A 22,966-nucleotide genomic window follows, 5' to 3' on the forward strand; every position below is an offset into this window, starting at 1 on the left:
CAAGCTATATCCGAGAAGCGGAATGTACGTTCCGTTTCCCGGTGCAGCTAATTCTATAAGTGACAATTTGCGCCCGGAACGGAACGTTCGCTCCTATTGAATCAGCTGGCCCGCGAAACCCCTGACGCCAGCGGAGCCGCGTGGCTGAGGAAGTCGCGCCATGCGCCCCACTCGCGGTCAAACTGGGCCGCGCCCGCTGCGTAATTCTTCAGTAGGCGGGTCAAACGGCGGTCGGTGGATTCCGCGTGCATCGTCTCCGGAAAGAACACCATCGCATCACCTGCGGCCTCAAAGTCGAGGATCTGCTGCTTGGACGCGTTGTACCTGCCCGGGCGCATATCCAGCGCCTCGGCGATGGCCGGGTACTTCCGGAACATCTGGCGCACCGCGGCAGACGACGGAACCGCCTTCTTCCAGTAGTCCCGGGGGCGGGTAGCCAGGACGACGAAGCGGGTGAAGCCGGCGGCGCGGGCTGCGTCGATAAGCAATCCGCCCGAATCCCCGAGGGCACCGTCAACGTACGGTACGCCGTCAATGTGCGCGATCGGCATGACCTTCGGCACGGTGGAAGATGCACGGGCCGCGCGGTTCACCAGCGAGGGGTCGAGCAGGAAGTCGGCGCTCGTCCAATGGACGGTTTCACCCGTGAGCGCGTTCATCGCCTCGACATGCGCCTCGGACTTCGATCGGGCGAAGCGTGCGTGGTCGAAAGGGATGAGCGCATCGGCGCGCTCGTAGATGAACTCGGCGTTGAAATAGCCCTGCCCGCGGACGAGCTTGACCCAGCCGCCGAAGTGCGGGTGCGACGCGAGCTCCGTGAACGCGGCGCGGGTTCGGATCGGGTCAGCTGACGCGTAGTTCAGCGCGTGCACCGCGCCCGCGGAGACGCCGCCCACCCAGCCGAAGCGCACCTCTTCCTCGATGAACTTCACAATCGCGGGAGCGGTGTAGGAATTGCGCATCCCACCGCCCTCAATCACCAGGGCCACGTCGCGAGCGTCAATCACGCCTGCACTGTAACCCGGATGAACCCGGCGCGCTGGGTGACGCTACGGGGTGAGCGCCCCGCCCGTGACAGCCAGGGTCTCGCCGGAGACGTACGACGCATCCTCGGAGGCGAGGAAAACGTACGCGCCGGCGAGCTCCGCAGGCTGGCCGGGGCGGCCCATGTCGGAGCCCTGGCCGAAGTTATCGACAACCTCCTTCGGCTGCCCCTCGGCGGGCTGGATGACCGTCCAGATCGGCCCCGGCGCGACCGCGTTGACGCGGATGCCCCTCGACGGCAGCAGCTCCCCCGACAAGCCCTTCGCCAGGTTGTTGAAAGCGGCCTTGGTCATCGCGTAATCCAGCAGCTCCTTCGACGGGTCGTAGGCCTGGATGGAGGTGGAGAAGATGATGGAGGAACCCGGCTCCATGTGCTTGACCGCCTCCTTGGTCACGCGGAACGCGGAGTAGATGTTCGTCTTCATCGTCGCGTCGAAGTCCTCATCTGAGATGTTGAGGATGCCGTCGTTCCACACCTGTCGCGACGCGTTGTTCACCAGGATGTCAATGCCGCCGAGGCCCTCCACGGTCTTTTCCACCGCTGCGACGCAGTTGTCCAGTTCCTGCAGGTCGCCCGGAATCGCCACGGCCTTGCGTCCGGCTTCCTCGATGGCCTTCACAATGCGGGCTGCGTCCTCCTGCTCCTCCGGCAGGTACGAGATAGCCACGTCCGCCCCTTCGCGCGCGAACGCGATGGCGGTAGCGGCGCCGATGCCGGAATCGCCGCCCGTGATCAGCGCGCGGCGGCCGGTGAGCTTCCCGGAGCCTTCGTAGGTGGATTCGCCCAGGTCCGGCTCGGTTGCCATCTTCACGTCCAGGCCGGGGTTTTCCTGGCGCGGCTCTTCATCGAATGTCTTGGGGTACTTGGTACGTGGATCAATCAAAGCCATGCGCCCACACTACGCGGGATCGTCGTCAAGCCTCTGCGGGATGTTCTCCGCAGCCTTGTCGGCCCAGCGCTGCGTCTTGGCGCGCCACAGCGCGCCCGCGTTCGAGCGGGGCGGGGCCTGGATGAGCCGCGCGGAGTCCAGGCCGATCTGCAGCTCCTTGGCGCGCAGCACTTCGGCGTCGACCTTGACGCCTTCGAGCAACACAATGTTCATCACCCACACCAGGCCGAACACGGCGAGCACGGTCCCGAACGCGCCGTACGTCGACCGAATGCCGATCGTGGACAGGTACCAGCCGAACGCGACCCAAATCAGGGCGATGACCAGCAGCGCAAGCGATGACCCGAGCGTGAGCAGGCGGAACCTGCCGGGTCTCACGTTGGGGGCGAGGTAGTACAGCACGCTCACCAGCGCGACGGCGGTCACCGCGATGACCGGCACGCGGGCGTAATCCCAGATCGGAAGGAAGATGCCGTTGAGGTAGTCCAGCGCGTCCTGCAGCTGGAGCGGCTTCGCGATCGGCCCCAGCACCGCGTTCACGATCGACTCCGTGAGGAAGGTGCCGAGCAAGATGATCACGCCGCCGACGACGAGCACGAGTGTGATCAGCCACATCGTGAGCCACGTGACGACGATGTTGCGCCCCTCAGTGCGCCCGTAGATCAGGTTCGCGTTGCGGGAAAACGAGCGCACGTACGCTGACGCCGACAGCAAGGAAATGATCAGCGAGATCGCCAGCGCCACCGAGGACTGCCCCGGCGTGCCGACGATGGTGCGCAGCAGTTCCACCGCGTCCGCCTGGAGCTCCTTCGGCACGTAGCTGTCGATCAGCCCGTACATCAGCGAATCCGCCGCGTCCTCGTCCCGCGGCAGAAGCAGCGTGACCACGGAGTACGTGGCCAGCAGCATCGGCGCGAGCGACAGCACGGTGTAGTACGTCAGCGTGGCGCCTTTATCCACCATCGCGTCGGTGGGAAAGTCGATGATCGTCCTGCGCAGCACGAGCCTGAACCCGGGCCAGGTGAGTCGGTTGCCGCGCCGCAGCGGGTTACCCTCCTCCCCCTTGTGTGTCACAGTGACCGGGTCCCCCGGACCGTACGGGAGCACGAAGTCCACGCGGCGCGACGTTGCTTGTTCGCGCGTGTCGATTTCCTGTGAGGCTTCGTAATCCATGCCCGCAACTGTAAACGCCGGGCGTGCGAGAACCAGGCTGCGCCACTCCCCACCCAGAGTGGGCGCATCGAGTTCCCCCGCGCTTGCGAATCGTGGTGCCGGCGAGATCAGCTCCGTGCGCGCCGCAATATACTCGGTTGCCATGGGACTCATCGATCGCGTCAAGGCGGCGCTCGGCATGCAACCCACCAAGAAGCTCGTGGAATTGCCGGACGCGTTCGTGCAGGTAGCCGTCGATAAGCTGCATGTGCACACCGCGAACCTCTCGCCCGACACAGACGAAAAGCTGGTCATCGTCACCATGCCTGCGAGCGCAATTTCGCTTATCGACGGCCCCGTGCAACTCACACACCCAACCGAACGGCCCGTGACTTTCGCGCCTGTAGAACGCGACGCCGACCCGCTCCTCGACCCGAACCTGGGGTGGATCATCCCCGTCACCCACGCCACCGCCGAGGAGCTCACGACACTGCCTGAAGGCCCGGGCGAGCACGAGCTGGCCACGCTTCACCTCGGGCTGATTCTGGAGTAGCTCACGAGATGGGGGACGAACACCTCGAGCTCGCCAACGCGGGACGTAAAACTGCGGCGGCGAGCTGGCCGGCGAACCCGGGCGTGTCCTACTAGACCAGGCCGATCCAGCTCCAGTAGGTGGCGGACAGCAGCAGGATAAGCAGGTAGCCGACGATGGTCAGCGGGATACCGGTGCGCAGGAACTGCTTCGGGGTAAACGCGCCGGTGCCGTAGGCCAGCATGTTCTGCGGCGCGGAGACCGGCAGCAGGAAGCCGAAGCAGATCACGAACTGCTGGATGATGACAAAGCCGAGGCCGCCGTTGGGGGCGTCCAGCGTCGCGGCGAGGGCGATGAACACCGGGATGAGCGCAGACGCCAGCGAGGTCGCGGACGCGAAACCCAGGTGGATGATGATGTTAAACAGGCTCACGATCGCGATGGTGGCCAGAAGCGGCAGCTTGTCTAGGCCGACTGCGCCGAAGGTGGCCTCCGAAAGCCATGTCGCGGCACCGGTGTTCAGCAGGAAGGATCCGAGCGAGATACCGGCCGCGAACACGATGAGCGTGCCCCAGTTGATCTTCTCCTGTGCGTACTTCCAGGTCATCACACCGATGCCGGGAAGAAGCATGATGCCGACGGCGACAAGCGTGATCACCGCGGAGCTAATCGGGTGCAGCACGTCCTCCGTCGCCCAGAAGAACAGCAGGGCCACCGCGATGGCGGTGAGGCGCTTCTCGGCCCCGGACATCGGCCCCATCTCTTCAAGTTGTGCTTCGACGAGCTCCCTGCCACCAGTGATCGATTCTGTCTCCGGCTTAATCGCCCAGCGCATGATGAAGTACAGCGCGATGGACATCAGGATCGACCAGGGCGCAGCCCACAAGAACCACTGGCCCCAGGACACGGTCTGTCCCATCTGATCCTCGATGAAGCCGATTGCCACGAGGTTTTGCGCGGCCGCGGTCTTAATGCCAACGTTCCAGATCGACACGGCCTGAGTCGCGGTGATGACAAGCAGGGCACCGAGCTTTGAGTCCGTGGGCAGGCCGAACGCGGCCACCATGCCGAGCAGAATCGGCACGACCGCACCGGCGCGGGCGGTGGCTGAAGGCACGAAGAACGCGAGCACGATCGAGATGACAATCGCGCCGATGACAATGTTGGCTACCTTCTCGCCCGAGAACTTCAGCACGTACAGCGCGAGGCGGCGGTGCAACCCGGTCGCCTGCATGGCGGTGGCGAGTGCGAGCGCCGCCGCCACCAGCGCAACGGCTGAGGAGGAGAACCCGGTCATCGCCGTGGAAAGGGCTTCCTTCGAACCGATGATCTCGCCGCCGTTTTCCGGGTCTGGCGCAAACGTGAGCAGGACGGAAATGAGCCCGACGATGAGGATCGCGGACACCGGGTAGCTCACTGCCTCCGAGACCCACATGATCACGGCGAACGCGAGCATGCCAAGGGCGATCTTGCCTGCCGGGTCTAGGCCAGGAATCGGGATGAGCATCACCGCGACGAGCGCGGCAAAAGACAAGAAGAACGCGACGTTTTGCGCGGTGCTGCGCTCTTTCTGCTTGGGTTGCTTTGCGGCGTTGTCGCCGCCAGGTGCCGCGTCGGGTGCCTTCCCGTCCCCATTTTTATCTTGGACTGCTGTGCGCTTCGGGTCGTTGCCTTGGGCGCCGACTGATGTTGTCACGGTGCTCCTCCTCGATATTCAGGTATTACCTACGACTTTATCCTGGATTATTACCTTCGCGCAAAACAGGAGAATCCGATAAGCCCAGTACAGCGACGTAAGTTTCGTCACGTGGGAGGGCGGCGGCGCGGTGGCCTAGGATAGCGGCTATGTCTTTAAGCTCAATGCTTACCCGCAACATGCACACCGGCGCAGAGGATCTGCGCATCTTCCTCACCACCGACGTGGTGAACAACTTCCTGCCCGCGTCTTGGCAGGCGTCGCTCGTGCAGCTGAGCTACTCGGTGGTGGGGTTGTGGGATTCGGTCATGCGCGCACTGAGCATTTTCGCTTAACGACGGTGCCCAGTACACCTTGTTCTAGTACACCTTGTTCTAGTACACCTTGTTGGTTCCACCGTCCGCCATCACGGTCTGGCCGGTGACGTACTTCGCGTCGTCGCTAAGCAAGAATGCTACGACTGGGGCGACGTCGCCCTCCGGGTCGCCGAAGCGGCCGAGCGGGATGCGCTTGAGCGACTGCTGGTAGAGCTCCGGTGCGGCCTCCGACCACTTTTGCACCCCCTCCGTCATCGCCATCGGCCCGACCACGTTGACGCGGATGTCGTCTTCGGCCCACTCGTTAGCTACCACGCGCGACAGGCCGCGGATGGCCTCCTTCGCCGCGGCGTAGGCGGCCTGGGTGGGCTGACCGTTGATGCCGGCGCCGGAGCAGAAGTTCACAATCGCGCCGCCCTTCTCCTTCAACTGCGGGTGCGCCGCGAGCATGAAGTTCTTCGTCGCCTCGAAGCCGGTGCCGAAGGACAGGTCCCAGTCGGCCTGCTCGAGCTCGGTGAATGGCTTCTGCTTCGACGCGTGCGCGTTGTTCACCACGCTGTTCAGTCCGCCAAAGGTCTCGACAGCAGTGTCGACTGCGGCGCGAGCGGTCTCCGGCTTCGACACGTCGCCGGACAGGAACTTCACGTTTTCGCCGAGGTCCTGCTCGAGGCGCGCGCCCGCTTCCTCGTTGATATCCACCGCGACAACCTTTGCACCGCGCGCTGCGAGGGTGCGGGTGATTCCGCCACCGATACCGGAGGCGCCTCCGGTGACGATGACTACTTGGCCGGACAGTTGCTGGGTCATGTTTTCGTGTGCCATGTCCCCCCACTGTAGGCACTTCCCCCCCAGGTCCCGCAGTGACCTAGCGGTGCTTGAACTCCGGGTCGCGCTTGGACACGAAGGCATCCATACCTTCCTTCTGGTCCTCGGAGGCGAACAGGGCGTGGAAGGTGCGGCGCTCGAACAGGACTCCCTGGGACAAGGTGGTCTCGTAGACTGCGTTGATCTCTTCCTTGATGGCCATGGTGGCTACGAGGGACTTGGTGGCGATGGTCTGGGCGGTGTCCAGGGCTTCGTCGATAAGCTTGCTCGCAGGCACGATCTTCGCGACGAGCCCCGCGCGCTCTGCCTCCTCCGCATCCATCTGGCGCCCGGTGAGGCACATCTCCATCGCCTTCGCCTTGCCCACCGCGCGGGTGAGGCGCTGCGAGCCGCCAATACCCGGTGAAATGCCGAGGTTGACCTCGGGCTGGCCGAACTTCGCGCCGTCGCCGGCGATGATGAAGTCGCACATCATGGCCAGCTCACACCCGCCGCCGAGCGCATAGCCGTTCACCGCCGCGATGATCGGCGTGCGCGCACGTGCAAGCTCGTCCCAGCCTGCGAAGAAGTTCTCGGTGAACATCGCGGTTGCGCCCTTGTCGGCCATCTCCTTGATGTCCGCGCCGGCGGCGAAGGCTTTCTCAGAGCCGGTGATCACGATGCAGCCGATACCGGGATCCGCGTCGAAGGAGGCCACGGCCGCGGTCACCTCACGCATAGTGTCGCTGTTCAGCGCGTTGAGTGCTTTCGGGCGGTTGAGCGTGATCAACCCGACCCGGTCGCGGGTTTCCGTGAGGATGTTTTCGTACGTGGAGGTCTCCATCGCGTGTGTCTCCTTGGTGCGTGTTAGAACGGCAACTTCACAATGCCTTGGTTCACCGCCCAACCGTATGCGAGGGCGCCGAGGCCTACCACCCCGAGCACCGCGGCGATAATGATCGCGACAGTAGACGTGTTGCTTTCGCCCTTCTTCTGGTTCGGTACCTCTTCCTTCTGCTCCAGCATCTGACGGGCGAGCTTCTTCACCGACTCGTCCGCGTCGGAGGCCAGAACTTCCTTCAGCACCTTGTCGGCCTGTTCGCTGTTGTAATCCAGCGCGGAAACCTTGAAGGAATCACTGAACGCGACCGCCCCGCTCGCGTCCTTCACTCGGACGTTGAGCTGCACGACGGGGTTGTTGATCAGGCTGGCAGGGTTCACCGGTATGTCGATCGTCTTTTTCGAGCCGATCGTACCTGCGCTGTTGAGCGTGACCTCCTGCCGCGCCACGGTGCCGTTCTGCTCCACCTCAACCGTGAAATCCTCCTTGGCGGACCCCAAGTTGAGCACCTCCCCGCGCACGGCGTTCTTGCCGGACAGCGTCACAATGCCGTTCCGGCCATCCTCCGTTGGCACCATGCGGAAACCGGCCTTGCCCTGGTTTTCCTCCGCAGCCAGCTCGATGAGCTCCTCCATCCTGAGGTGCTCTTCGAACACCTCAGGTTTCGCCGCCGGTTCGGCGGAATCGCCGCCGACGTAATCCGCCGCGTTGCGGCCGATGTTGATGCCCGGGAAGTTCAGGTTGGGCCAATCGGCTGGAATGTGGTAGCTGTTACTGTTTGTTTCGCTCTGGGCGTAATCGAAATGGGTGAGCTGGTGGTTGTAGCTCATCACGGACTTGTACTCCGACAAGCTATCCACATGTGGCGCGGTGTTATCGGGTGTCTGTGCGCCCCAGTGCTTCAACCCTAAGGTGTGGCCGAACTCGTGCAGGATGGTGTTGCGCAGCTCATCCTGGCGGGTCATGGCGCCGAAGTTGGACACGTAGAACACAGAGTCGCCCGTCAGCGCCACGCCAGTGGAGTAATTACCAGGCGCACGCTGGTCGCCGATGATGCCCACGCGGAACGCGGACTTGCGCGGCCCCAGCAAACGGTCGCGTTCCGCAATCAGACGCTCGGCGATCACCGCGTTTTTGTCTCCATCCAGGCCAAAGAAGTACTGCTGGTAATCCAGCTTCGGCCCGCCCTGTCGCATCGACTTCGGCATCGACGCCATGGATTGGCTCACGTACCCCTCCCCGGCATCAATATGCAGGTTAATGCCGTTGTCGTCGAACTTCTTCTCCAGCTCTTTAAGAGTTTCGATGTCCGGCCCATAGCTGTTCGTGTTGGCCTGGGCGCAACGCGCGAACTCTGTGAAACCCTCCGCGGTGGCGGGGAACGACGTCGGCCTGTCGCAACCCAACGTCTCCCATTCCGACTTCATCCAGTTCAACTGCAGAAACAGGTCGGGGATGTCTTCGTCGGCGCCCCATTTGTGGATGGGCAGCACGGAGCCGTCGGCAAGCATCATGCCCGACCGTTCCCAGGAGTCGCGCAGGCCGTCGCCGTCGCTGTCCAGTGTGTTTTCACGCGCTTTCACGCTCACCGTGGCACGCAGCGTCTTCTCTTCGCCCGGGGCGAGCGTGCCGTCGAAGGTGCGTGCGCCGCCGAGGTAGTCGACTTTAGGCGCGTACGCGAAGTGCGGCTCCGCCTTTACTCCCAGGTCGATCGTGGCCGGCGCGGGCGTGTCGCCCGTGTTGCGCAACGTCACGGCAGTTTCAACCGTGGTGGCGGCGACGGTAAAGGTGCGGGTGACATCAACGCCGTCCACGAACTGGGTGAAGGTGAGCACGTCCGCGCCGTTCACGGAACTGCTCTGCGGGTCGGTTTTCCAATCCGTCGGCACCGGTGCATCGTCGACAGTAACGGTGCTGCGCGCTTCGAATGTGTACGGCTTCGCCGAGGACCCGGGGTGCACGAACTCGAAGTGGCCGCCGGCGCCCCGGTCAATCAGCGCGGTGATGTAGGGCAACTTCGGGTTGTCTCCCCGAGAGTCCACCGCCATTTGCTGCCCGTATTTCGACACGGCCGCCTCAGCGTGCGGTACCGCGATTCCGCTGGTCGTAAGCCCCACACACAGCGCGATAGACAATGCTTTTTGCTTCATACCCATTTGTTCGTTCTCTCCTACCACGTAATTCCGTACTTCTCTAGGACGCGACGGACCTCGCGTTCGTTCATCGCCAGTGCCACCGTCAACCCGCCGATGGCGACAAGTGCGCCAATCAGCACGACAACCCAATCGCTTGTGCTGGATCCTTCGGTTGTTTCAGCGCGCGTGCGTCCATCGGAGGGCTTTTGCTTATCGACGGCCCGCAGCGGCACCTCCACCGTCTCCAACGAACCGTCCGGCAGCGCCACTACCACCGGCAGCAGCACCTGCTCGCCTGCGGGCACAGTATCGTCCGTGCGCACCGTGATCGCGCCGGTGACCGGATCGATGCGCGGGTCCCAGCCGTTCTTGGCGAACGTCTCATCGATGGCGAACCGGGTTCCCGGCTTGACCGGCCCTTGTGGCTTGAGAGTGGTCTGCTCACCGATCTGTGTAACAGTGGAGCCGTAGGTCAACCCTGTCTTGCCACCAACGTTGAAGTCGGCTTTCTGCGCGACAAGCGTGGTAGTGAGTTCGGAGGTCGAGCCGTCGGTGAAGTACGCCACTACCTTCACCTCTGCCGGTGCCGCGTTCTCACTCGGCGGGATGGCGCGCAGGCGGCCGGTGACGCTGTCCACGCTGACAAACCAGTCACCCAACTCGACGTCATCGGCCAACGCGAACCGGGTCCCTTCGGGCACCTGGCCCATTGCCTGCACCGCGGTTGTGCGCTTGTGCGGCGCATTCGCAGTCGCCGGGTAGGTCAGCGGGTACTGCGTTGCCAGCAGCGGCTCGCCGACATTAAATACCACATCGAACGAGGCAGGACTCCCATCCGGGAAAGTCACACTCACCGGGATGCGCACCGGCCCAGGCTTCGCGTTCGCGTCCGGTGTGAAGGTCACCCGCCCGAGCGCGTCCACGGAGGCGCCCTTGTGGTTCACGTCGAAGGTCGTGCCGTTCGGCAGCGGCTGGTTCGCGTGCGTGAACGCGCCTTCACGCACCGAGGCACGGGGCTTGGACGAACGCCGTTCTGAGCCTGCCGGGACCTCTACCGCCTGGGAATCCACTTTGTATCGGTCCTTCATTGACGGCGCCGGGGACACCTCAACGGTGACTGTGTCACGCTCACCGGTAGAGGCAACCACCTCGAGCTGGTAGGTGCCCGGCGCAGTATCGGCCGGAGGGCGTGCCACCACGGTGCCGTCGGACTCTATCTCCAGCCAGCTTTGCCCCGGCGCCACAGTGACCTCGGTGCCGTCTGGCTGGGTGATTTTCTCCGTCTGGAACGTGACCTCCGCGGTTGCCTTAGCAGAGCGATCAGGGGTTACGACCTTCACCTCACCGGGCGCTACACGCAGGTTGTCCCAAGAGAAACTATCGTCAGCTTCACTCGAAGCAATTTCTACAGTGCCGAGCTCTAAGTCTTTCCCCGGCTTGACAGTCACCTCAACCGGCTTAGGCGCCTCGTAACCAGTCGGTGGGGTCACCACCACCGTGTACTCACCCGGCGGGAACGCCTCATCACGAACCACACCCTGCTCGTCGGCCTCGAGCTCACGCACGACCTCATCGCCCTGCTTGAACTCAACCTTCGTCCCCGGCAACGGCTTCTTGTCCTCACCGGTAAACGAACCAGTCACCGTCACCGCATCAGCAGACACCGTCACCTTCGGCTTCGCAGTGGCATCTTTTTCCACCACAACCGGCTTCACACCACTGACGGAATACCCCGTCGGCACACCCAAAAGCTCAAACTTGTACGAACCAGTCGGAATCCGATCAAACTTGAACTCCCCACCGGTAACAGTCGCCTCACGCGGCGTCTCACCCTCAAGCGTCAAACGCGCCGTCAGCGCAACACCAACCGGAGCACCAACAACCTCACCGACAACATTGCCCGTGGAACGAACAACCCGCACCGGATCAAGTGTGAACTCCTCACCCAGATTGACCGTCACCTCAACCGGCTCAGGCGCCTCGTAACCTGTCGGCGGGGTCACCACCACCGTGTAATCACCCGGCGGGAACGCCTCATCACGAACCACACCCTGCTCATCAGACACAAGCTCACGCACGACCTCATCGCCCTGCTTGAACTCAACCTTCGTCTCCGGCAACGGCTTATCACCCTCACCGGTAAACGAACCAGTCACCGTCACCGCATCAGCAGACACCGTCACCTTCGGCCTCGCAGTGGCATCCTTTTCCACCACAACCGGCTTCACACCACTGACGGAATACCCCGCCGGCACACCTAAAAGCTCAAACTTGTACGAACCAGTCGGAATCCGATCAAACTTGAACTCCCCACCGGTAACAGTCGCCTCACGCGGCGTCTCACCCTCAAGCGTCAAACGCGCACGAAGCTTCGCACCATCCGGAGCACCAACAACCTCACCGACAACATTGCCCGTGGAACGCATAACCCGCACCGGATCAAGAGTGAACTCCTCGCCCGGATTGACCGTCACCTCAACCGGCTCAGGCGCCTCGTAGCCTGTCGGCGGGGTCACCACCACCGTGTAGTCACCCGGCGGGAACGCCTCATCGCGAATCTTGCCCTGCGCATCAGAGACAAGCTCACGCACGACCTCATCGCCCTGCTTGAACTCAACCTTCGTCCCCGGCAACGGCTTATCACCTTCGCCGGTAAACGAACCCGTCACCGTCACCGGGTTTTCACCCAGGGTGAACTTCAGGTCCGCCGGGTCGATGCCATTCTCTTTAACCTCCACCGTGGACGGGCCCGACACCGAGTAGCCCTTCGGCGCGTCAACCAGCTCGATCCTGTAGTCACCCGTCGGCACGTTCTTAAACGTGAACGCACCATCAACGATCTGTGCGTGTGTCACCGTCCCGTCATCGGCGACGAGGCGCACGCGCGTCGTCGTGCCTGCCGGGAGGTTCTCAACCGTGCCGGAGAACGTGTAGGTCAAACGCTTCGCTTCGACCGTCACCGTCGACGGCGTATTGCCCTGCGCACCCACCGTCACCTGAGACGGCGCGGCAAACGAATAACCAGCAAGGTCGTCGGCCTTCACGTCGTACGTGCCCGTCGGCACATTCGGAATCGTGAACGCACCATTGACGCCCTCGGCCTTGTACTCAGTGCCACGCGTCTGCGCATCAGCACCCACCAAGCGCAGCGTCACAGTCTTCCCCGCGGGCAAGTTATTCACCCGACCCGAAACAGAACGCTTGACACGGTCAGCGGCGAACTGCACCGACGCGGTCTGATCCTTCTTCACCTCGACCGGGTTCGAGGAACCCTGGGCAAGCTTCACCGAGTAGCCCTTCGGATCAGTCACCGTCACCGTGTAAAAGCCGGTCTTCAACTCGGTCAGCGGAAGCGAACCGGACTTACCTGTAAAGGTCTCGCTGTACCCCTCCGGGCCCTGCACCCGAACCGTCACCGGAACATCCGGCAACCCCACATTCAACACACCAGTGTCACGCCGCGCCTCAATATCCAAAGAGGCAGGATCATTGCGCTCAGCACCAACCTTCACCGAGCCACTGCCGTAGAACGTGAAACCACCAGGCGCACCAACAAGCTCAACGGAGTACGCACCCGTCGGCACATTCGGAATCGTGAACGCACCATTGACGCCCTCGGCCTTGTACTCAGTGCCACGCGTCTGCGCATCAGCACCCACCAAACGCACCGTCACAGTCTTGTCCGTAGGCAACTGCGTCACCACACCAGACACCGCACGCTCATCACGCACAGCATCAAAGCTAACCGAAGCAGTCTCGCCAGTCTTCACCTCAACCGAATCCCGGCCCGAACGCTCCGTAACCGTGTAGCCCTCCGGCCCAGTCAACGTCACCGAGTACTCACCAGTACCCACCGCACGCCACCCGAACGATTCAGTCACACCCGCAAAATCAGCCTTAAAATCATCCGGACCAATCACGGAAACATCCACCGGAACATTACCCGGCACGTACACATTCAACCCACCAGTCAAACGCTTCGCTTCGACCGTCACCGGCGACGGCGTATTGCCCTGCGCACCAACCGTCACCCGCGGCGGAACAGTAAACGAGTACCCCTCAACCTCATCAACTACAACCTTGTACGCACCAGTCGGCACATCCGGAATGGAAAACGAACCATTTACCCCCTGCGCGGACTTACGCACCCCACGCGTCTGCGCATCAACACCCTCAAGATGCACCGTGACAGTCTTACCCGTAGGCAACTTCGTCACCACACCAGAGACCGCACGCTCATCACGCGAGAAGTTAAAGTTTGCCGTCTCCTGCGCATCCTTCTTCACACTCACCGGCACACCCTCAACCGGCGAAGACGAATAACCCTTCCACCCCGACACACGCACCGTGTGATCACCAGTGGGCACACCCGGAATCCGATAGGTACCGCGCACCCCATCCTGCTTGCCAACCTCACGGCCCGAAGCATCAACCACACGCACCGTCACCGACGCGCCCTCAGGAAGACCATCCACAAAACCAGCAACCACACCCGCATCACGCGAGAAGTTAAAGTTTGCCGTCTCCCGAACATTCTTCTTTACGCTCACCGGCACACCCTCAACCGGCGAAGACGAATAACCCTTCCACCCCGACACACGCACCGTGTAGTCGCCAGGGTCTAGCCCATCAATCTCATAGACGCCACGCACCCCATCTCGCTTATCAACCACATCGCCAGCGGCGTTGACCACTGATACTGTCACCGTGGCACCCTCAGGAAGACCATCCACAGAGCCAGCAACCACACCCCCGTCGCGCGAGAACGTGAAGTTCGCCGTCTCCTGCGCGTTCATTTCCACGCTCACAGGCACACCATTGACCGGCGAAAACGAATAACCCTCCCACCCCGACACACGCATCGTGTAATTACCAGGCTGCACGTCCGGAATTTGGTACGCCCCACGCACGCCGTCCTGCTTGAAAAGCTCAGACCCAGAAGCATTAAACGCCGACACCGTCACCGACGCGCCCTCAGGAAGACCATCCACAGAACCAGCAACCGCACCCCCATTCACCCATGCATTGGTGAACCTTGAGGCGCCTAGGTACGGGGTTGGGTACACACCCGCCTTCCCAGGAGCCTGAAGAACCAGGCGATCGCCCTGATCCACTCGAGTGCCCGCTGGCAGTTCGTAGGTCAGGCGGATGGTGTTGCGGCCCGAGCGGGATTTGCCCAAGCTCTTAAAACCGACCACCGGGTACTGCCCAACCTGTGTGGATCCTGACCTGTTCCTTTGCCAGTGGACAACGTTGTATGTGTCTTCCAGTGGAATCTTGTTCAGGATCGGATCATCATCAGCGGCAGAGTCGTTCCTCGAGTTGTTTGCCCCGGTCGATGAGGGTGGCACGAAGTCGAAAGTCACGGATCGGACTTCCATCGGCTTTTCGAAGAACACCGTGGCCTCCCAAGTCGATCCGTTATTGCTCACTTCGGCATTTCGGAGCTCTGGTGGCAGCTGAATGGCCTGCTGCGCCTCCGCCCGCTGCAACCCCACCCCGGGCACCTCCGGCACGGCGACAACGGCAGTGCTCACCGCGAGCGTCGTGGCGGCAGCGACAACGCGGCGGAGGGAACGGGGGTATCGGGCGGCGGGTTCCATGGCAACTCCAAGCGTGTGACTGAATTGTCTAGAGGAAACCATAATCTAAGTCTCGGGGATTTTCGAAGCGGTGTGCGCAACCGGCAGGCGTCGATAAGCATGCGCCCTTTCACCCAACGTTTACCTCCCTTGCCCGGCGCGCGAACCCGTACAGTTGTAACGTGGCTGGGAACCCCGGGCGCGTGCCCGGCGCGAAGCAAAACGAAAGGTCAATGTACAGATGAAGATTGCGGTTTTGGGCGGCGACGGTTTCTGCGGCTGGCCCGCATCCCTCCACCTCTCCGACGCGGGGCACGACGTGACGATTGTGGACAATCTGTCGCGCCGCGCGATCGACGAAGAGCTTGGGGCGCAATCGCTCACGCCAATCGCAACTATCGACGAGCGCCTGGCGGCATGGAAAGAGGTCTCCGGCAAGGAGATCGGCTTTGAAAACATCGACGTCGCGCAGGACTTCGACGGGCTGCTGAACTTCATCAACACGTTCCAGCCGGACGCTGTGATTCACTTCGCCGAGCAGCGCGCCGCGCCGTACTCCATGAAGAACCAGCGCACGAAGCGCTACACGGTGGACAACAACGTCAACGCCACCCACAACCTGCTGGTGGCCATCGTGGAATCCGGGTTGGACGTCCACGTGGTGCACCTGGGCACCATGGGTGTGTACGGCTACGGCACCGCCGGCATGAAGATCCCGGAGGGTTACCTGGATATCCAGGTGGCTACGGACGAAAACGGCATCGTGGAGCAGCAGATCCTCTACCCCACCAACCCGGGCTCGGTGTACCACATGACGAAGGTACTGGATCAAAACCTGTTCGCCTACTACGCGAAGAACGATGAGCTGCGCATCACCGACCTGCACCAGGGCATCATCTGGGGCACGCACACTCCGCAGACGGAGCGTGATGAACGCCTGATCAACCGCTTTGACTACGACGGCGATTACGGCACTGTGCTCAACCGCTTCCTCATGCAGGCCGCAATCGGCTACCCGCTCACCGTGCACGGCACCGGCGGGCAGACCCGCGCATTCATCCACATCCAGGACATGGCGAAGTGCATCGAGCTGGCGGTGGAGAACCCGCCGGCGAAGGGCGACCGCGTGAAGATCTTCAACCAGATGACGGAGACGCACCGCGTGCGCGACCTGGCGGAGCTCATCGGCGAGATCGCAGACGCGGAGGTGCAGATGGTGCCCAACCCGCGCAAGGAATCCGCGGAAAACGAGCTCCACGTGGCCAACGACACCTTCCTCGACCTGGGCCTGCAGCCGACGAAGCTCGCCGAGGGCCTGCTGGTGGAGGTTGAGGACGTAGCGAAGAAGTACGCCGACCGCGTGGACCGCACGAAGATCCCGGCGCGCTCCCTGTGGACCTCGAACCAGGCCGAGGGTGTGCCGGAAGGCGAGAAGTAGCCCCCATCGGGCGCACGTGAGCCACCATGCGGATTGCAGTTTTCACGGAAGTTTTCCTGCCGAAGATCGACGGTGTGGTCACCCGCACCATCCGTCACCTTGACCAGCTGGCCGAGATGGGCCACGAGGTACTCATCTTCGCCACGGGTAACCCGCCGAAGGAGTACGCGGGCTTCGAGGTGGTGAAGGTGCCTAGTTTGAGCCTGCGGCCGGTCTACCCCGAGATCAAGTTCGGCATTATCGGCCCGAAAGTGCCCCGCCGGCTCGCGCAGTTCCAGCCGGACGTAGTCCACGCCATCAGCCCAATCTGGACGGCCGGGTGGTCGACGTACATCGTCGAGCGCCAAGGTCTGCCGCTGCTCGCCTCGTTCCACACCGACGTGCCGGAGTACTGCCTGAAGCTGGGCATCCCGTGGGTGAAGCCGATCGCCGAGTGGGGCCTTCGCACCTTCCACGGCAAGGCACAGGTGAACCTGGTCACCTCCGGCCCGATGCTTCAGAAGGCGCGCGAGTACGGCATTGATAACGTCTTGCTTTGGCCCAAGGCGGTGGACACGGGCGCCTTCACCCCGGAGGCTCGCACCGTGGAGGCCCGCGCGCGCCTGACAAACGGCCACCCGGAGGACCCGTTGGTGCTTTTCGTCGGCCGCATTTCGGCGGAGAAGTCGGTCGAGCGTTGCTTCACCATCATGGAGGAGGTGCGCCGCCGGGTGCCGAACGCTCGCTTGGCGCTCATCGGCGAAGGCCCGCTCTACGAGCGCCTGCGCGCCGAGATGACGCAGGATTGGGTGACGTTCACCGGCTACCTCTCGGGCGAAGAACTGCACGCGGCCTACGCTTCCGGCGATGCGCTGCTGTTTCCCTCCACCACGGAAACGCTCGGCTTCGCAGCCCTCGAGGCGTTCGCTTCCGGTGTGCCGGTGGTGGCCGCCAACGCGGGCGGGCTGCCGTTCGTCGTCGACCACGGCGCGACGGGCTTCCTGGTCGACCCGGATCTGCCCGATTCAGCGTGGGCGGCGCCGATTGAGCAATTGCTTATCGACGCTGCCCTGCACACCTCCACCTCAAAAGCAGCCCGGGCAGAAGCCCAGCGCTGGACGTGGAAAGCCTCCTCGGAGGCCGTGGTCGGCTTTTACGAGGAGGCTATCGCGAGGGCGTGGCGCCGATAAGCGCACCGGCGCCGCGTAAGGGGTGTTACTTGATCTCCTGCGGATCCTTACGGGTCGGGTACACCGTCGGGCGCACGCCCGCGATGTCCTCAACCACGCGGACTACCTGGTGGGAGTAGCCGTACTCGTTGTCGTACCAGACGTAGAGCACGAGGTGGTTGCCGGAGGCGATGGTGGCCAGGCCGTCCACCACGGAGGCGTGGGTGGTGCCCAGAAGATCGGTGGACACGACCTCCGGGGAGTTGATGTAGTCGATCTGCTGGCGCAGGTCGGACTCGGTGGAGATACGGCGGATGTAGTTGTTCACCTCGTCCTTTTCCACCTCGGTCTCCAGGTCGAGGTTCAGCACGGCCATGGAGACGTCCGGCGTAGGCACGCGGATGGCGTTACCGGTGAGCTTGCCGGCGAACTCCGGCAGCGCCTTGGACACGGCCTTCGCCGCGCCGGTCTCGGTGAGCACCATGTTCAGGCCGGCGGCGCGGCCGCGACGCGGGCCCTTGTGGAAGTTGTCGGCCAGGTTCTGGTCGTTGGTGTAGGCGTGGACGGTCTCCACGTGGCCGTGCTTCACGCCGTAGCGGTCGTTGATCACCTTCAGCACCGGGGTGATGCCGTTGGTGGTGCAGGATGCGGCGGAGAGGATCTTGTCGTCGCCGATCATGTCCTCGTTGATGCCGTAGACGATGTTCGGGATGTCGCCCTTGCCCGGCGCGGTGAGCAGCACGCGGTCCACGCCTTTGGACTCGAGGTGCTTCGACAGGCCCTCGCGGTCGCGCCAGGCGCCGGTGTTGTCCACCACGATCGCGTTGTCGATGCCGTACTCGGTGTAGTCGATCTCCGACGGGTCGTTGGCGTAGATCATCTGGATCGGGGTGCCGTTGGCCCAGATGATGTTCTTCTCCTGGTCCACCGTGATGGTGCCGTTGAAAGGGCCGTGGACGGAGTCGCGGCGCAGCAGGGAGGCGCGCTTGATGATGTCCTCGTCGCCCTTCTTGCGCACCACGACCGCGCGCAGGCGCACGCCGCCGTACGTCGCCTCGCGAGCGATGAGGATGCGGGCGAGTAGGCGGCCGATGCGGCCGAAGCCGTAGAGCACGACGTCGCGGCCCTCAAGCTCGGAGGAGGTGCCGATGACGTCGGCGAGCTGCTCCTCCAGGAAGGGGCGCAGCTCCCCGCCGGCCGCGCGGTATTCCGCGGCGAGGCGGCCCAGGTCGACCGACGCGGTGCCCAGGTTCATCTCCACGAGCTCACGCAGGATCGGCAGCGTCTCGTCCAGCGGCAGCTCCTGCTCGTCGATGCGGCGAGCGTAGCGGTGCGCCTTGATGATGTCGATGTCGGTGACTCCCACCAGCAGGCGGCCGTACACCGAGGTCACGGCGTTGTGCTCGCGGTGCAGGCGGCTGATCAGGGGCAGCATCTCCTGCGCCAGGGTCAGCTTGTGGTTCCAATCGTCGCGTTGGGTGGTCGTCTCGGACACAGATGCTCCTTAATACATATGTGGGAATCGGGGGCATTTTTCGCCCCAAACCGCCCCCTACTCTACCGGCCGGTCACTTGCTGCGGGAGCGGTTAGCCGGGTTAGCGGTTGAGGATCTCCCGGTACTTCTCCGGTGACGGCTGCGGCGCGAAATCAGCGTCCTTCGTCTTGTCCACCAGCACCGCGCGCACGCCCTCCGCGAAGTCCGGTTCGCGGTAGATCACCTTGCCCAGCTCCTCCTCGTTCGCGATGGCTTCCTCGAGCGGTTTGCCCGCGTTCGCCGCGAACAGCTCGGTCGCGGCGACGAGTGCGGAAGGCGCAGCACCCACCATGAGCTCGTCCACTTTGGTGCGGAACTCCTCCGGCGCGCGTTCAAGGTTCGCCTGGATCTCCTCCCAGGGGCCGGTGAAGGTGCGCTCGGCGCCGTCGATAAGCTGCTCAAGCTCCGATTCCCCCTGCTCGAGCGCAACCTCGTCGAGGTAGCCGATCCCCTTCTCCACGATTCCGTCGAGCACCCCGTCGAGGGAGGCGACCTTGTGGGAAGCGAGCCCGGTGGCAAGCATGTCGTCGGCGCTCATCCGGTAGCCCGTAAGCCCGAGGAAGGTGCCCAGGCTTTGTGACGGGCGCTTCGGCAAGTTCTGCAACTTCCAGCTCATGCCCACGTCCGTGATGTAAGCGATGAACATCTCCGGCATTGACGCGAACGCGTCCTCGGTGACCACCATGTGGCTCGCGTGCGCGGAGAGGCCCATGCCGCCGCCCATGATCACGCCGTTGCACAGCGCGACGTACGGCTTGGGGTAGTTGGCGATGTCCACGTTCATCGCGTACTCCTCGTTGAAGAAGCGCTCTACCTCCTCCAAGTTGCCCTCGAGGAGGGCCTCGCGCACCGCGCGCACGTCGCCGCCTGCGCAGAAATGCTTGCCGCTGGACTGGACGACCACCTGCTCGATCGCGTCGTCGTCGCTCCACTTCTCGAGCGCTTCTTTGATGATGTCCACCATCTCGGTGTTCAGCGAGTTCAGTGCCTTCGGACGATCGAGGGTGATCACGCCGGTGGTGCCACGAATTTCTGTGAGTACTGGTGCGTTCATGCGCCCCAGTGTTACACATCACACCCCATTCCCGCAGCAGTCCCACAGGGCTTGTTCCGCGCGCGGCAACTACCATGCGGGTAATGAGTTCCACCCCGCAACCGAAGCCCCGCCTCATCGCCCTGGACATGGACGGCACGCTGCTTGACCCGCAAGGTCGCATCCCAGAGCGCTTCTGGCCCGTGCTGCGCCGCGCGAAAGAGCAGGGGGTGATTGTCGCACCAGCGTCCGGACGCCAGCTGGCCACACTACAGGCGATGTTCAAACAGGACACCCCGGAGGCGTTCATCGCGGAAAACGGGGCGACGGTCGCACGCGGCGGTCGCATCGTGTCGACCACGACGCTTCCCGAGGCACCAGTGCGCCGCCTACTGGAGCGCCTCCCCGACGCCCCGTTCACCGCCCACGCCGTGGTGTGCGCGCCCGAGGTCGCATACACCCTCGAGCTGCCCGCGGCAATCAATGCGGAGGTGGATAAGTACTACGCCTCCCGCGCGAAGGTGCAATCGCTTATCGACGCTCCGTTGGCAACCATCATCAAAATCGCCCTCTACGTCGAAAGCGACGCGGAACGCGACGCGTACCCCTGGGTCCGCGACACGGTGCCGGAACTGACCTCTGTAGTCAGCGGCACCCACTGGCTCGACGTCATGCACCCGGAAGCCAGCAAGGGCCGTGCGCTCACCCAACTGGCGGCCTCGCTCGGTATCGATGCCGCGGAAACGGCCGCCTTCGGCGACTACCTCAACGACTACGCACTGCTGCAGGCGGCCGGCTACGCGGTGGCCGTGGGCAACGCGCACGCGGATCTGAAGGCAATCGCGGACGAGGTGGTGGGCACCAACGCCGAGCACGCGGTGGTGCATAAGCTTGAGGAATGGCTGCGTTGATCGACTTTTCCCAGACCGCCGACGTGGTCGCTCCACAGCTTTTGGGCTGCGTGATCACCCACAACGGCGTATCCATCCGGCTTACGGAGGTGGAGGCGTACCTTGGCACCGACGATCCGGCGGCGCACACCTTCAACGGCAAAACCGCGCGCAACGCGGCGATGTTCGGCCCGCCCGGCAGGCTATACGTCTACTTCTCATACGGTATCCACCACAACGGCAACATCGTGTGCGCACCCGAAGGTGTGGGCCAAGGCTGTCTCATGCGCGGCGGCGAAGTGGTGGCCGGCGAAGCACTCGCGCGTGAGCGCAGGCAACGCCCCGATCGCGCCGAAGTGGAGTTTGAGAACCTGGCGCGCGGCCCCGGCAACCTAGGCCAAGCGTTAGGCCTTGGGCTCGGCGATAACGGCACCCCAGTTCAGCTCACCATGCGCGAGATTGAACCGGAATGGGTGGCGGGCCCGCGAATCGGCATTTCCAAGAACGCGGACGCGCCGTGGCGGTTTTGGATCCCGCGGGACAAAACCGTCTCCACCCCGCGCGGGTACCCGAAGAAGCGCTAAGCGGGCGCTTTAAAAGCAGGATCCCCTCCCCAAGATCAACCTTTCGACGGATTGAGGTAAGGCAAACCTACCCTTTAATATCAACTCGCGATTAAGGGTAGCCTAACCGATCATTTCTCACCCGGGAGGACCGATGACCACAACTATGCCCATCAGCGACCAGCTGTCCGCCACCCTCAAGGAACGCACGGCGGCCGCGCACAGCAACGCTGAAAACTCACAATTCATGGCACGCCTAGCCACCGGCGAGCTCGACAAGCACGCAGTAGCGACGTTGACGGTGCAGTACTTCCACATCTACTCGGCACTCGAAGCCGCAGTCCGTCGCGCTGCCGAACACCCCGCAGTCGCGCTGATCGCCGACGAGCGACTCGAACGCGTCGACGCCATCGACACCGACCTCACCGCCATGCTCGGCGCCGACTGGAAGGACACCACCTCACCACTCAGCGCAACGTCTCGTTACGCCGCAGAGCTCGACGGTCTGGACGCAACCGACGGGCCGGAGGTCGTTGCCCACCACTACGTGCGCTACCTCGGCGACATCGCCGGCGGGCAAGTGTTGGCGCGGGTTTTCCGCAACGCGTACGGCCTAGGCGACGACGCGCTGAACTTCTACGACTTCTCCGCTGTGGGCAAGATCCCACCGTACCGCACCGGATACAAGGCGTCCCTTGACACCATGGAATTGACCACAGAAGAGCGTGACCGCCTGATTAACACCGCGCAGCATGCCTTCGAGCTCAACCAAGCGTTGTTCGAGGAGCTCTCCTCAGAGCTACGCTAGCGGTCGCTACCCGGTGGCGGGCCGGTCAGCGTACACGAAAGCACCCCAGATCAGGCCCGCCGCCGCGAATGCCGCCAGAATCCCGCCAGTGAGCGTGAACTGCGCGGGCACGAGAAACAGCACGAGCGCGACCATCACCACGATCGCTGCCCATGCAAGCGCCAGCACAACCCCGGCCCGCTTGCCTGCTTCGCTACCGCGCCCGACACCATTGCTTCGCTTGCGCGAGTGCATCGCAGATAGACCAAAAATCACCGCGACCATCACCACGCAGGCAGGAAACGCGACCCACACGTTGCCGATCGCGCCTCCGAACACGAGGATCCCGGTGATCAGCGCCAGCAGCGCCCGCTCCCACATTTCTAAACGGGGTTCGTACGCATCCCCTCCCTCCACCATGCTTCCGCCGGTTTTCGAGTCGCGTTCCGGTACCACATCCGCCCCGGTGACGCGCGGAATGTACTCAGTCGCAGGCTCTGTCGGCGGATTGGTCCGTGGTGCCATCGAGGCTACCCCCTTATTTCGTAATGCTTACCTTAGTTAAGTAAGGTTATCCTA

At 63.3% G+C, this 22,966-nt stretch carries 18 protein-coding genes; 7 read left to right on the forward strand and 11 right to left on the reverse strand.

The genetic code is table 11. The features are described 5' to 3' along the window. Positions 1-101 precede the first annotated feature (101 nt). Genes HWX32_RS07335 through HWX32_RS07345 form a run of 3 tightly spaced genes read right to left on the reverse strand, consistent with a single transcriptional unit; the run spans position 102 to position 3,107 of the window. Entirely contained in the window at positions 102-1,007 is a 906-nt protein-coding gene (locus tag HWX32_RS07335; protein ID WP_175935355.1) for a patatin family protein, read from the reverse strand. A 42-nt stretch (positions 1,008-1,049) separates the two neighbouring features. Next, the gene (locus tag HWX32_RS07340) at positions 1,050-1,934 is read right to left on the reverse strand and encodes an SDR family oxidoreductase (protein ID WP_175935356.1); all 885 of its coding nucleotides are present in this window, start codon (positions 1,932-1,934) and stop codon (positions 1,050-1,052) included. 9 nt (positions 1,935-1,943) lie between these two features. Further along, on the reverse strand, positions 1,944-3,107 hold the full coding sequence (locus HWX32_RS07345) for a YihY/virulence factor BrkB family protein (RefSeq protein ID WP_175935357.1): 1,164 nt from the start codon (positions 3,105-3,107) through the stop codon (positions 1,944-1,946). A 142-nt stretch (positions 3,108-3,249) separates the two neighbouring features. On the opposite strand from HWX32_RS07345, the gene HWX32_RS07350 reads away from it, so the two are divergent. Further along, positions 3,250-3,639: a hypothetical protein gene (locus HWX32_RS07350; protein WP_175935358.1), complete on the forward strand. Its 390-nt coding sequence runs from the start codon at positions 3,250-3,252 to the stop codon at positions 3,637-3,639. Between the two features lie 91 nt (positions 3,640-3,730). On the opposite strand, the gene HWX32_RS07355 is transcribed toward HWX32_RS07350, so the two are convergent. Next, positions 3,731-5,314 carry a DASS family sodium-coupled anion symporter gene (locus tag HWX32_RS07355; protein WP_175935359.1) on the reverse strand — a complete coding sequence of 528 codons (1,584 nt, stop codon included), beginning with the start codon at positions 5,312-5,314 and terminating at the stop codon, positions 3,731-3,733. Positions 5,315-5,463: 149 nt separating this feature from the next. Here HWX32_RS07355 and HWX32_RS07360 point away from each other — a divergent pair, with 149 nt between their 5' ends. Continuing rightward, entirely contained in the window at positions 5,464-5,649 is a 186-nt protein-coding gene (locus HWX32_RS07360) for a hypothetical protein (RefSeq protein WP_175935360.1), read from the forward strand. 39 nt (positions 5,650-5,688) lie between these two features. Here HWX32_RS07360 and HWX32_RS07365 read toward each other — a convergent pair whose 3' ends face one another. From HWX32_RS07365 to HWX32_RS07380, 4 genes are read right to left on the reverse strand one after another with little or no spacing between them, the layout of a single operon-like run. Further along, on the reverse strand, positions 5,689-6,453 hold the full coding sequence (locus HWX32_RS07365) for an SDR family NAD(P)-dependent oxidoreductase (protein ID WP_254868331.1): 765 nt from the start codon (positions 6,451-6,453) through the stop codon (positions 5,689-5,691). A gap of 43 nt (positions 6,454-6,496) precedes the next feature. Then, positions 6,497-7,279, reverse strand: coding sequence for an enoyl-CoA hydratase (locus HWX32_RS07370; protein WP_175935361.1), 783 nt, complete (start codon positions 7,277-7,279; stop codon positions 6,497-6,499). A 23-nt stretch (positions 7,280-7,302) separates the two neighbouring features. Further along, complete coding sequence (locus tag HWX32_RS07375) at positions 7,303-9,432, reverse strand: hypothetical protein (RefSeq protein ID WP_175935362.1); 2,130 nt, start codon at positions 9,430-9,432, stop codon at positions 7,303-7,305. A 14-nt stretch (positions 9,433-9,446) separates the two neighbouring features. Beyond that, positions 9,447-15,014, reverse strand: a complete 5,568-nt coding sequence (locus HWX32_RS07380; protein WP_175935363.1) for a SpaA isopeptide-forming pilin-related protein — start codon at positions 15,012-15,014, stop codon at positions 9,447-9,449. Between the two features lie 220 nt (positions 15,015-15,234). Between HWX32_RS07380 and HWX32_RS07385 the strand changes: the two genes are divergently transcribed. Beyond that, positions 15,235-16,431, forward strand: a complete 1,197-nt coding sequence (locus HWX32_RS07385; protein ID WP_175935364.1) for an NAD-dependent epimerase/dehydratase family protein — start codon at positions 15,235-15,237, stop codon at positions 16,429-16,431. Positions 16,432-16,457: 26 nt separating this feature from the next. Beyond that, the gene (locus HWX32_RS07390) at positions 16,458-17,600 is read left to right on the forward strand and encodes a glycosyltransferase family 1 protein (protein WP_175935365.1); all 1,143 of its coding nucleotides are present in this window, start codon (positions 16,458-16,460) and stop codon (positions 17,598-17,600) included. 25 nt (positions 17,601-17,625) lie between these two features. On the opposite strand, the gene HWX32_RS07395 is transcribed toward HWX32_RS07390, so the two are convergent. Continuing rightward, entirely contained in the window at positions 17,626-19,074 is a 1,449-nt protein-coding gene (locus HWX32_RS07395; RefSeq protein ID WP_175935366.1) for a glyceraldehyde-3-phosphate dehydrogenase, read from the reverse strand. 101 nt (positions 19,075-19,175) lie between these two features. Continuing rightward, positions 19,176-20,168: a 3-hydroxyisobutyryl-CoA hydrolase gene (locus HWX32_RS07400; protein ID WP_175935367.1), complete on the reverse strand. Its 993-nt coding sequence runs from the start codon at positions 20,166-20,168 to the stop codon at positions 19,176-19,178. An 83-nt stretch (positions 20,169-20,251) separates the two neighbouring features. Here HWX32_RS07400 and HWX32_RS07405 point away from each other — a divergent pair, with 83 nt between their 5' ends. The 3 genes from HWX32_RS07405 (at position 20,252) to HWX32_RS07415 (ending at position 22,408) form a co-directional block, all read left to right on the forward strand. Then, a complete protein-coding gene (locus tag HWX32_RS07405; RefSeq protein ID WP_175935368.1) occupies positions 20,252-21,058 on the forward strand; it encodes an HAD family hydrolase in 807 nt (268 codons plus the stop codon). Next, positions 21,055-21,621, forward strand: coding sequence for a DNA-3-methyladenine glycosylase (locus HWX32_RS07410; protein ID WP_075469061.1), 567 nt, complete (start codon positions 21,055-21,057; stop codon positions 21,619-21,621). The genes HWX32_RS07405 and HWX32_RS07410 overlap by 4 nt, the downstream gene beginning before the upstream one ends. Before the next feature lie 145 nt (positions 21,622-21,766). Further along, the gene (locus tag HWX32_RS07415) at positions 21,767-22,408 is read left to right on the forward strand and encodes a heme oxygenase (biliverdin-producing) (protein WP_254868358.1); all 642 of its coding nucleotides are present in this window, start codon (positions 21,767-21,769) and stop codon (positions 22,406-22,408) included. Positions 22,409-22,414: 6 nt separating this feature from the next. On the opposite strand, the gene HWX32_RS07420 is transcribed toward HWX32_RS07415, so the two are convergent. Beyond that, positions 22,415-22,912 carry a hypothetical protein gene (locus tag HWX32_RS07420; protein WP_075469036.1) on the reverse strand — a complete coding sequence of 166 codons (498 nt, stop codon included), beginning with the start codon at positions 22,910-22,912 and terminating at the stop codon, positions 22,415-22,417. Positions 22,913-22,966: the final 54 nt, after the last annotated feature.

The sequence above is a fragment of the Corynebacterium sp. Marseille-P4321 genome, from assembly GCF_903645305.1.
In the GTDB taxonomy this organism is placed as follows: Bacteria; Actinomycetota; Actinomycetes; order Mycobacteriales; family Mycobacteriaceae; genus Corynebacterium.

Coding starts and splice junctions, on each gene's coding strand:
- HWX32_RS07340 (WP_175935356.1), bottom strand. CDS start 1,934: ATGGCTTTGATTGATCCACGTACCAAGTACCCCAAGACATTCGATGAA.
- HWX32_RS07345 (WP_175935357.1), bottom strand. CDS start 3,107: ATGGATTACGAAGCCTCACAGGAAATCGACACGCGCGAACAAGCAACG.
- HWX32_RS07350 (WP_175935358.1), top strand. CDS start 3,250: ATGGGACTCATCGATCGCGTCAAGGCGGCGCTCGGCATGCAACCCACC.
- HWX32_RS07360 (WP_175935360.1), top strand. CDS start 5,464: ATGTCTTTAAGCTCAATGCTTACCCGCAACATGCACACCGGCGCAGAG.
- HWX32_RS07365 (WP_254868331.1), bottom strand. CDS start 6,453: ATGGCACACGAAAACATGACCCAGCAACTGTCCGGCCAAGTAGTCATC.
- HWX32_RS07370 (WP_175935361.1), bottom strand. CDS start 7,279: ATGGAGACCTCCACGTACGAAAACATCCTCACGGAAACCCGCGACCGG.
- HWX32_RS07375 (WP_175935362.1), bottom strand. CDS start 9,432: ATGGGTATGAAGCAAAAAGCATTGTCTATCGCGCTGTGTGTGGGGCTT.
- HWX32_RS07380 (WP_175935363.1), bottom strand. CDS start 15,014: ATGGAACCCGCCGCCCGATACCCCCGTTCCCTCCGCCGCGTTGTCGCT.
- HWX32_RS07385 (WP_175935364.1), top strand. CDS start 15,235: ATGAAGATTGCGGTTTTGGGCGGCGACGGTTTCTGCGGCTGGCCCGCA.
- HWX32_RS07390 (WP_175935365.1), top strand. CDS start 16,458: ATGCGGATTGCAGTTTTCACGGAAGTTTTCCTGCCGAAGATCGACGGT.
- HWX32_RS07400 (WP_175935367.1), bottom strand. CDS start 20,168: ATGAACGCACCAGTACTCACAGAAATTCGTGGCACCACCGGCGTGATC.
- HWX32_RS07405 (WP_175935368.1), top strand. CDS start 20,252: ATGAGTTCCACCCCGCAACCGAAGCCCCGCCTCATCGCCCTGGACATG.
- HWX32_RS07415 (WP_254868358.1), top strand. CDS start 21,767: ATGCCCATCAGCGACCAGCTGTCCGCCACCCTCAAGGAACGCACGGCG.
- HWX32_RS07420 (WP_075469036.1), bottom strand. CDS start 22,912: ATGGCACCACGGACCAATCCGCCGACAGAGCCTGCGACTGAGTACATT.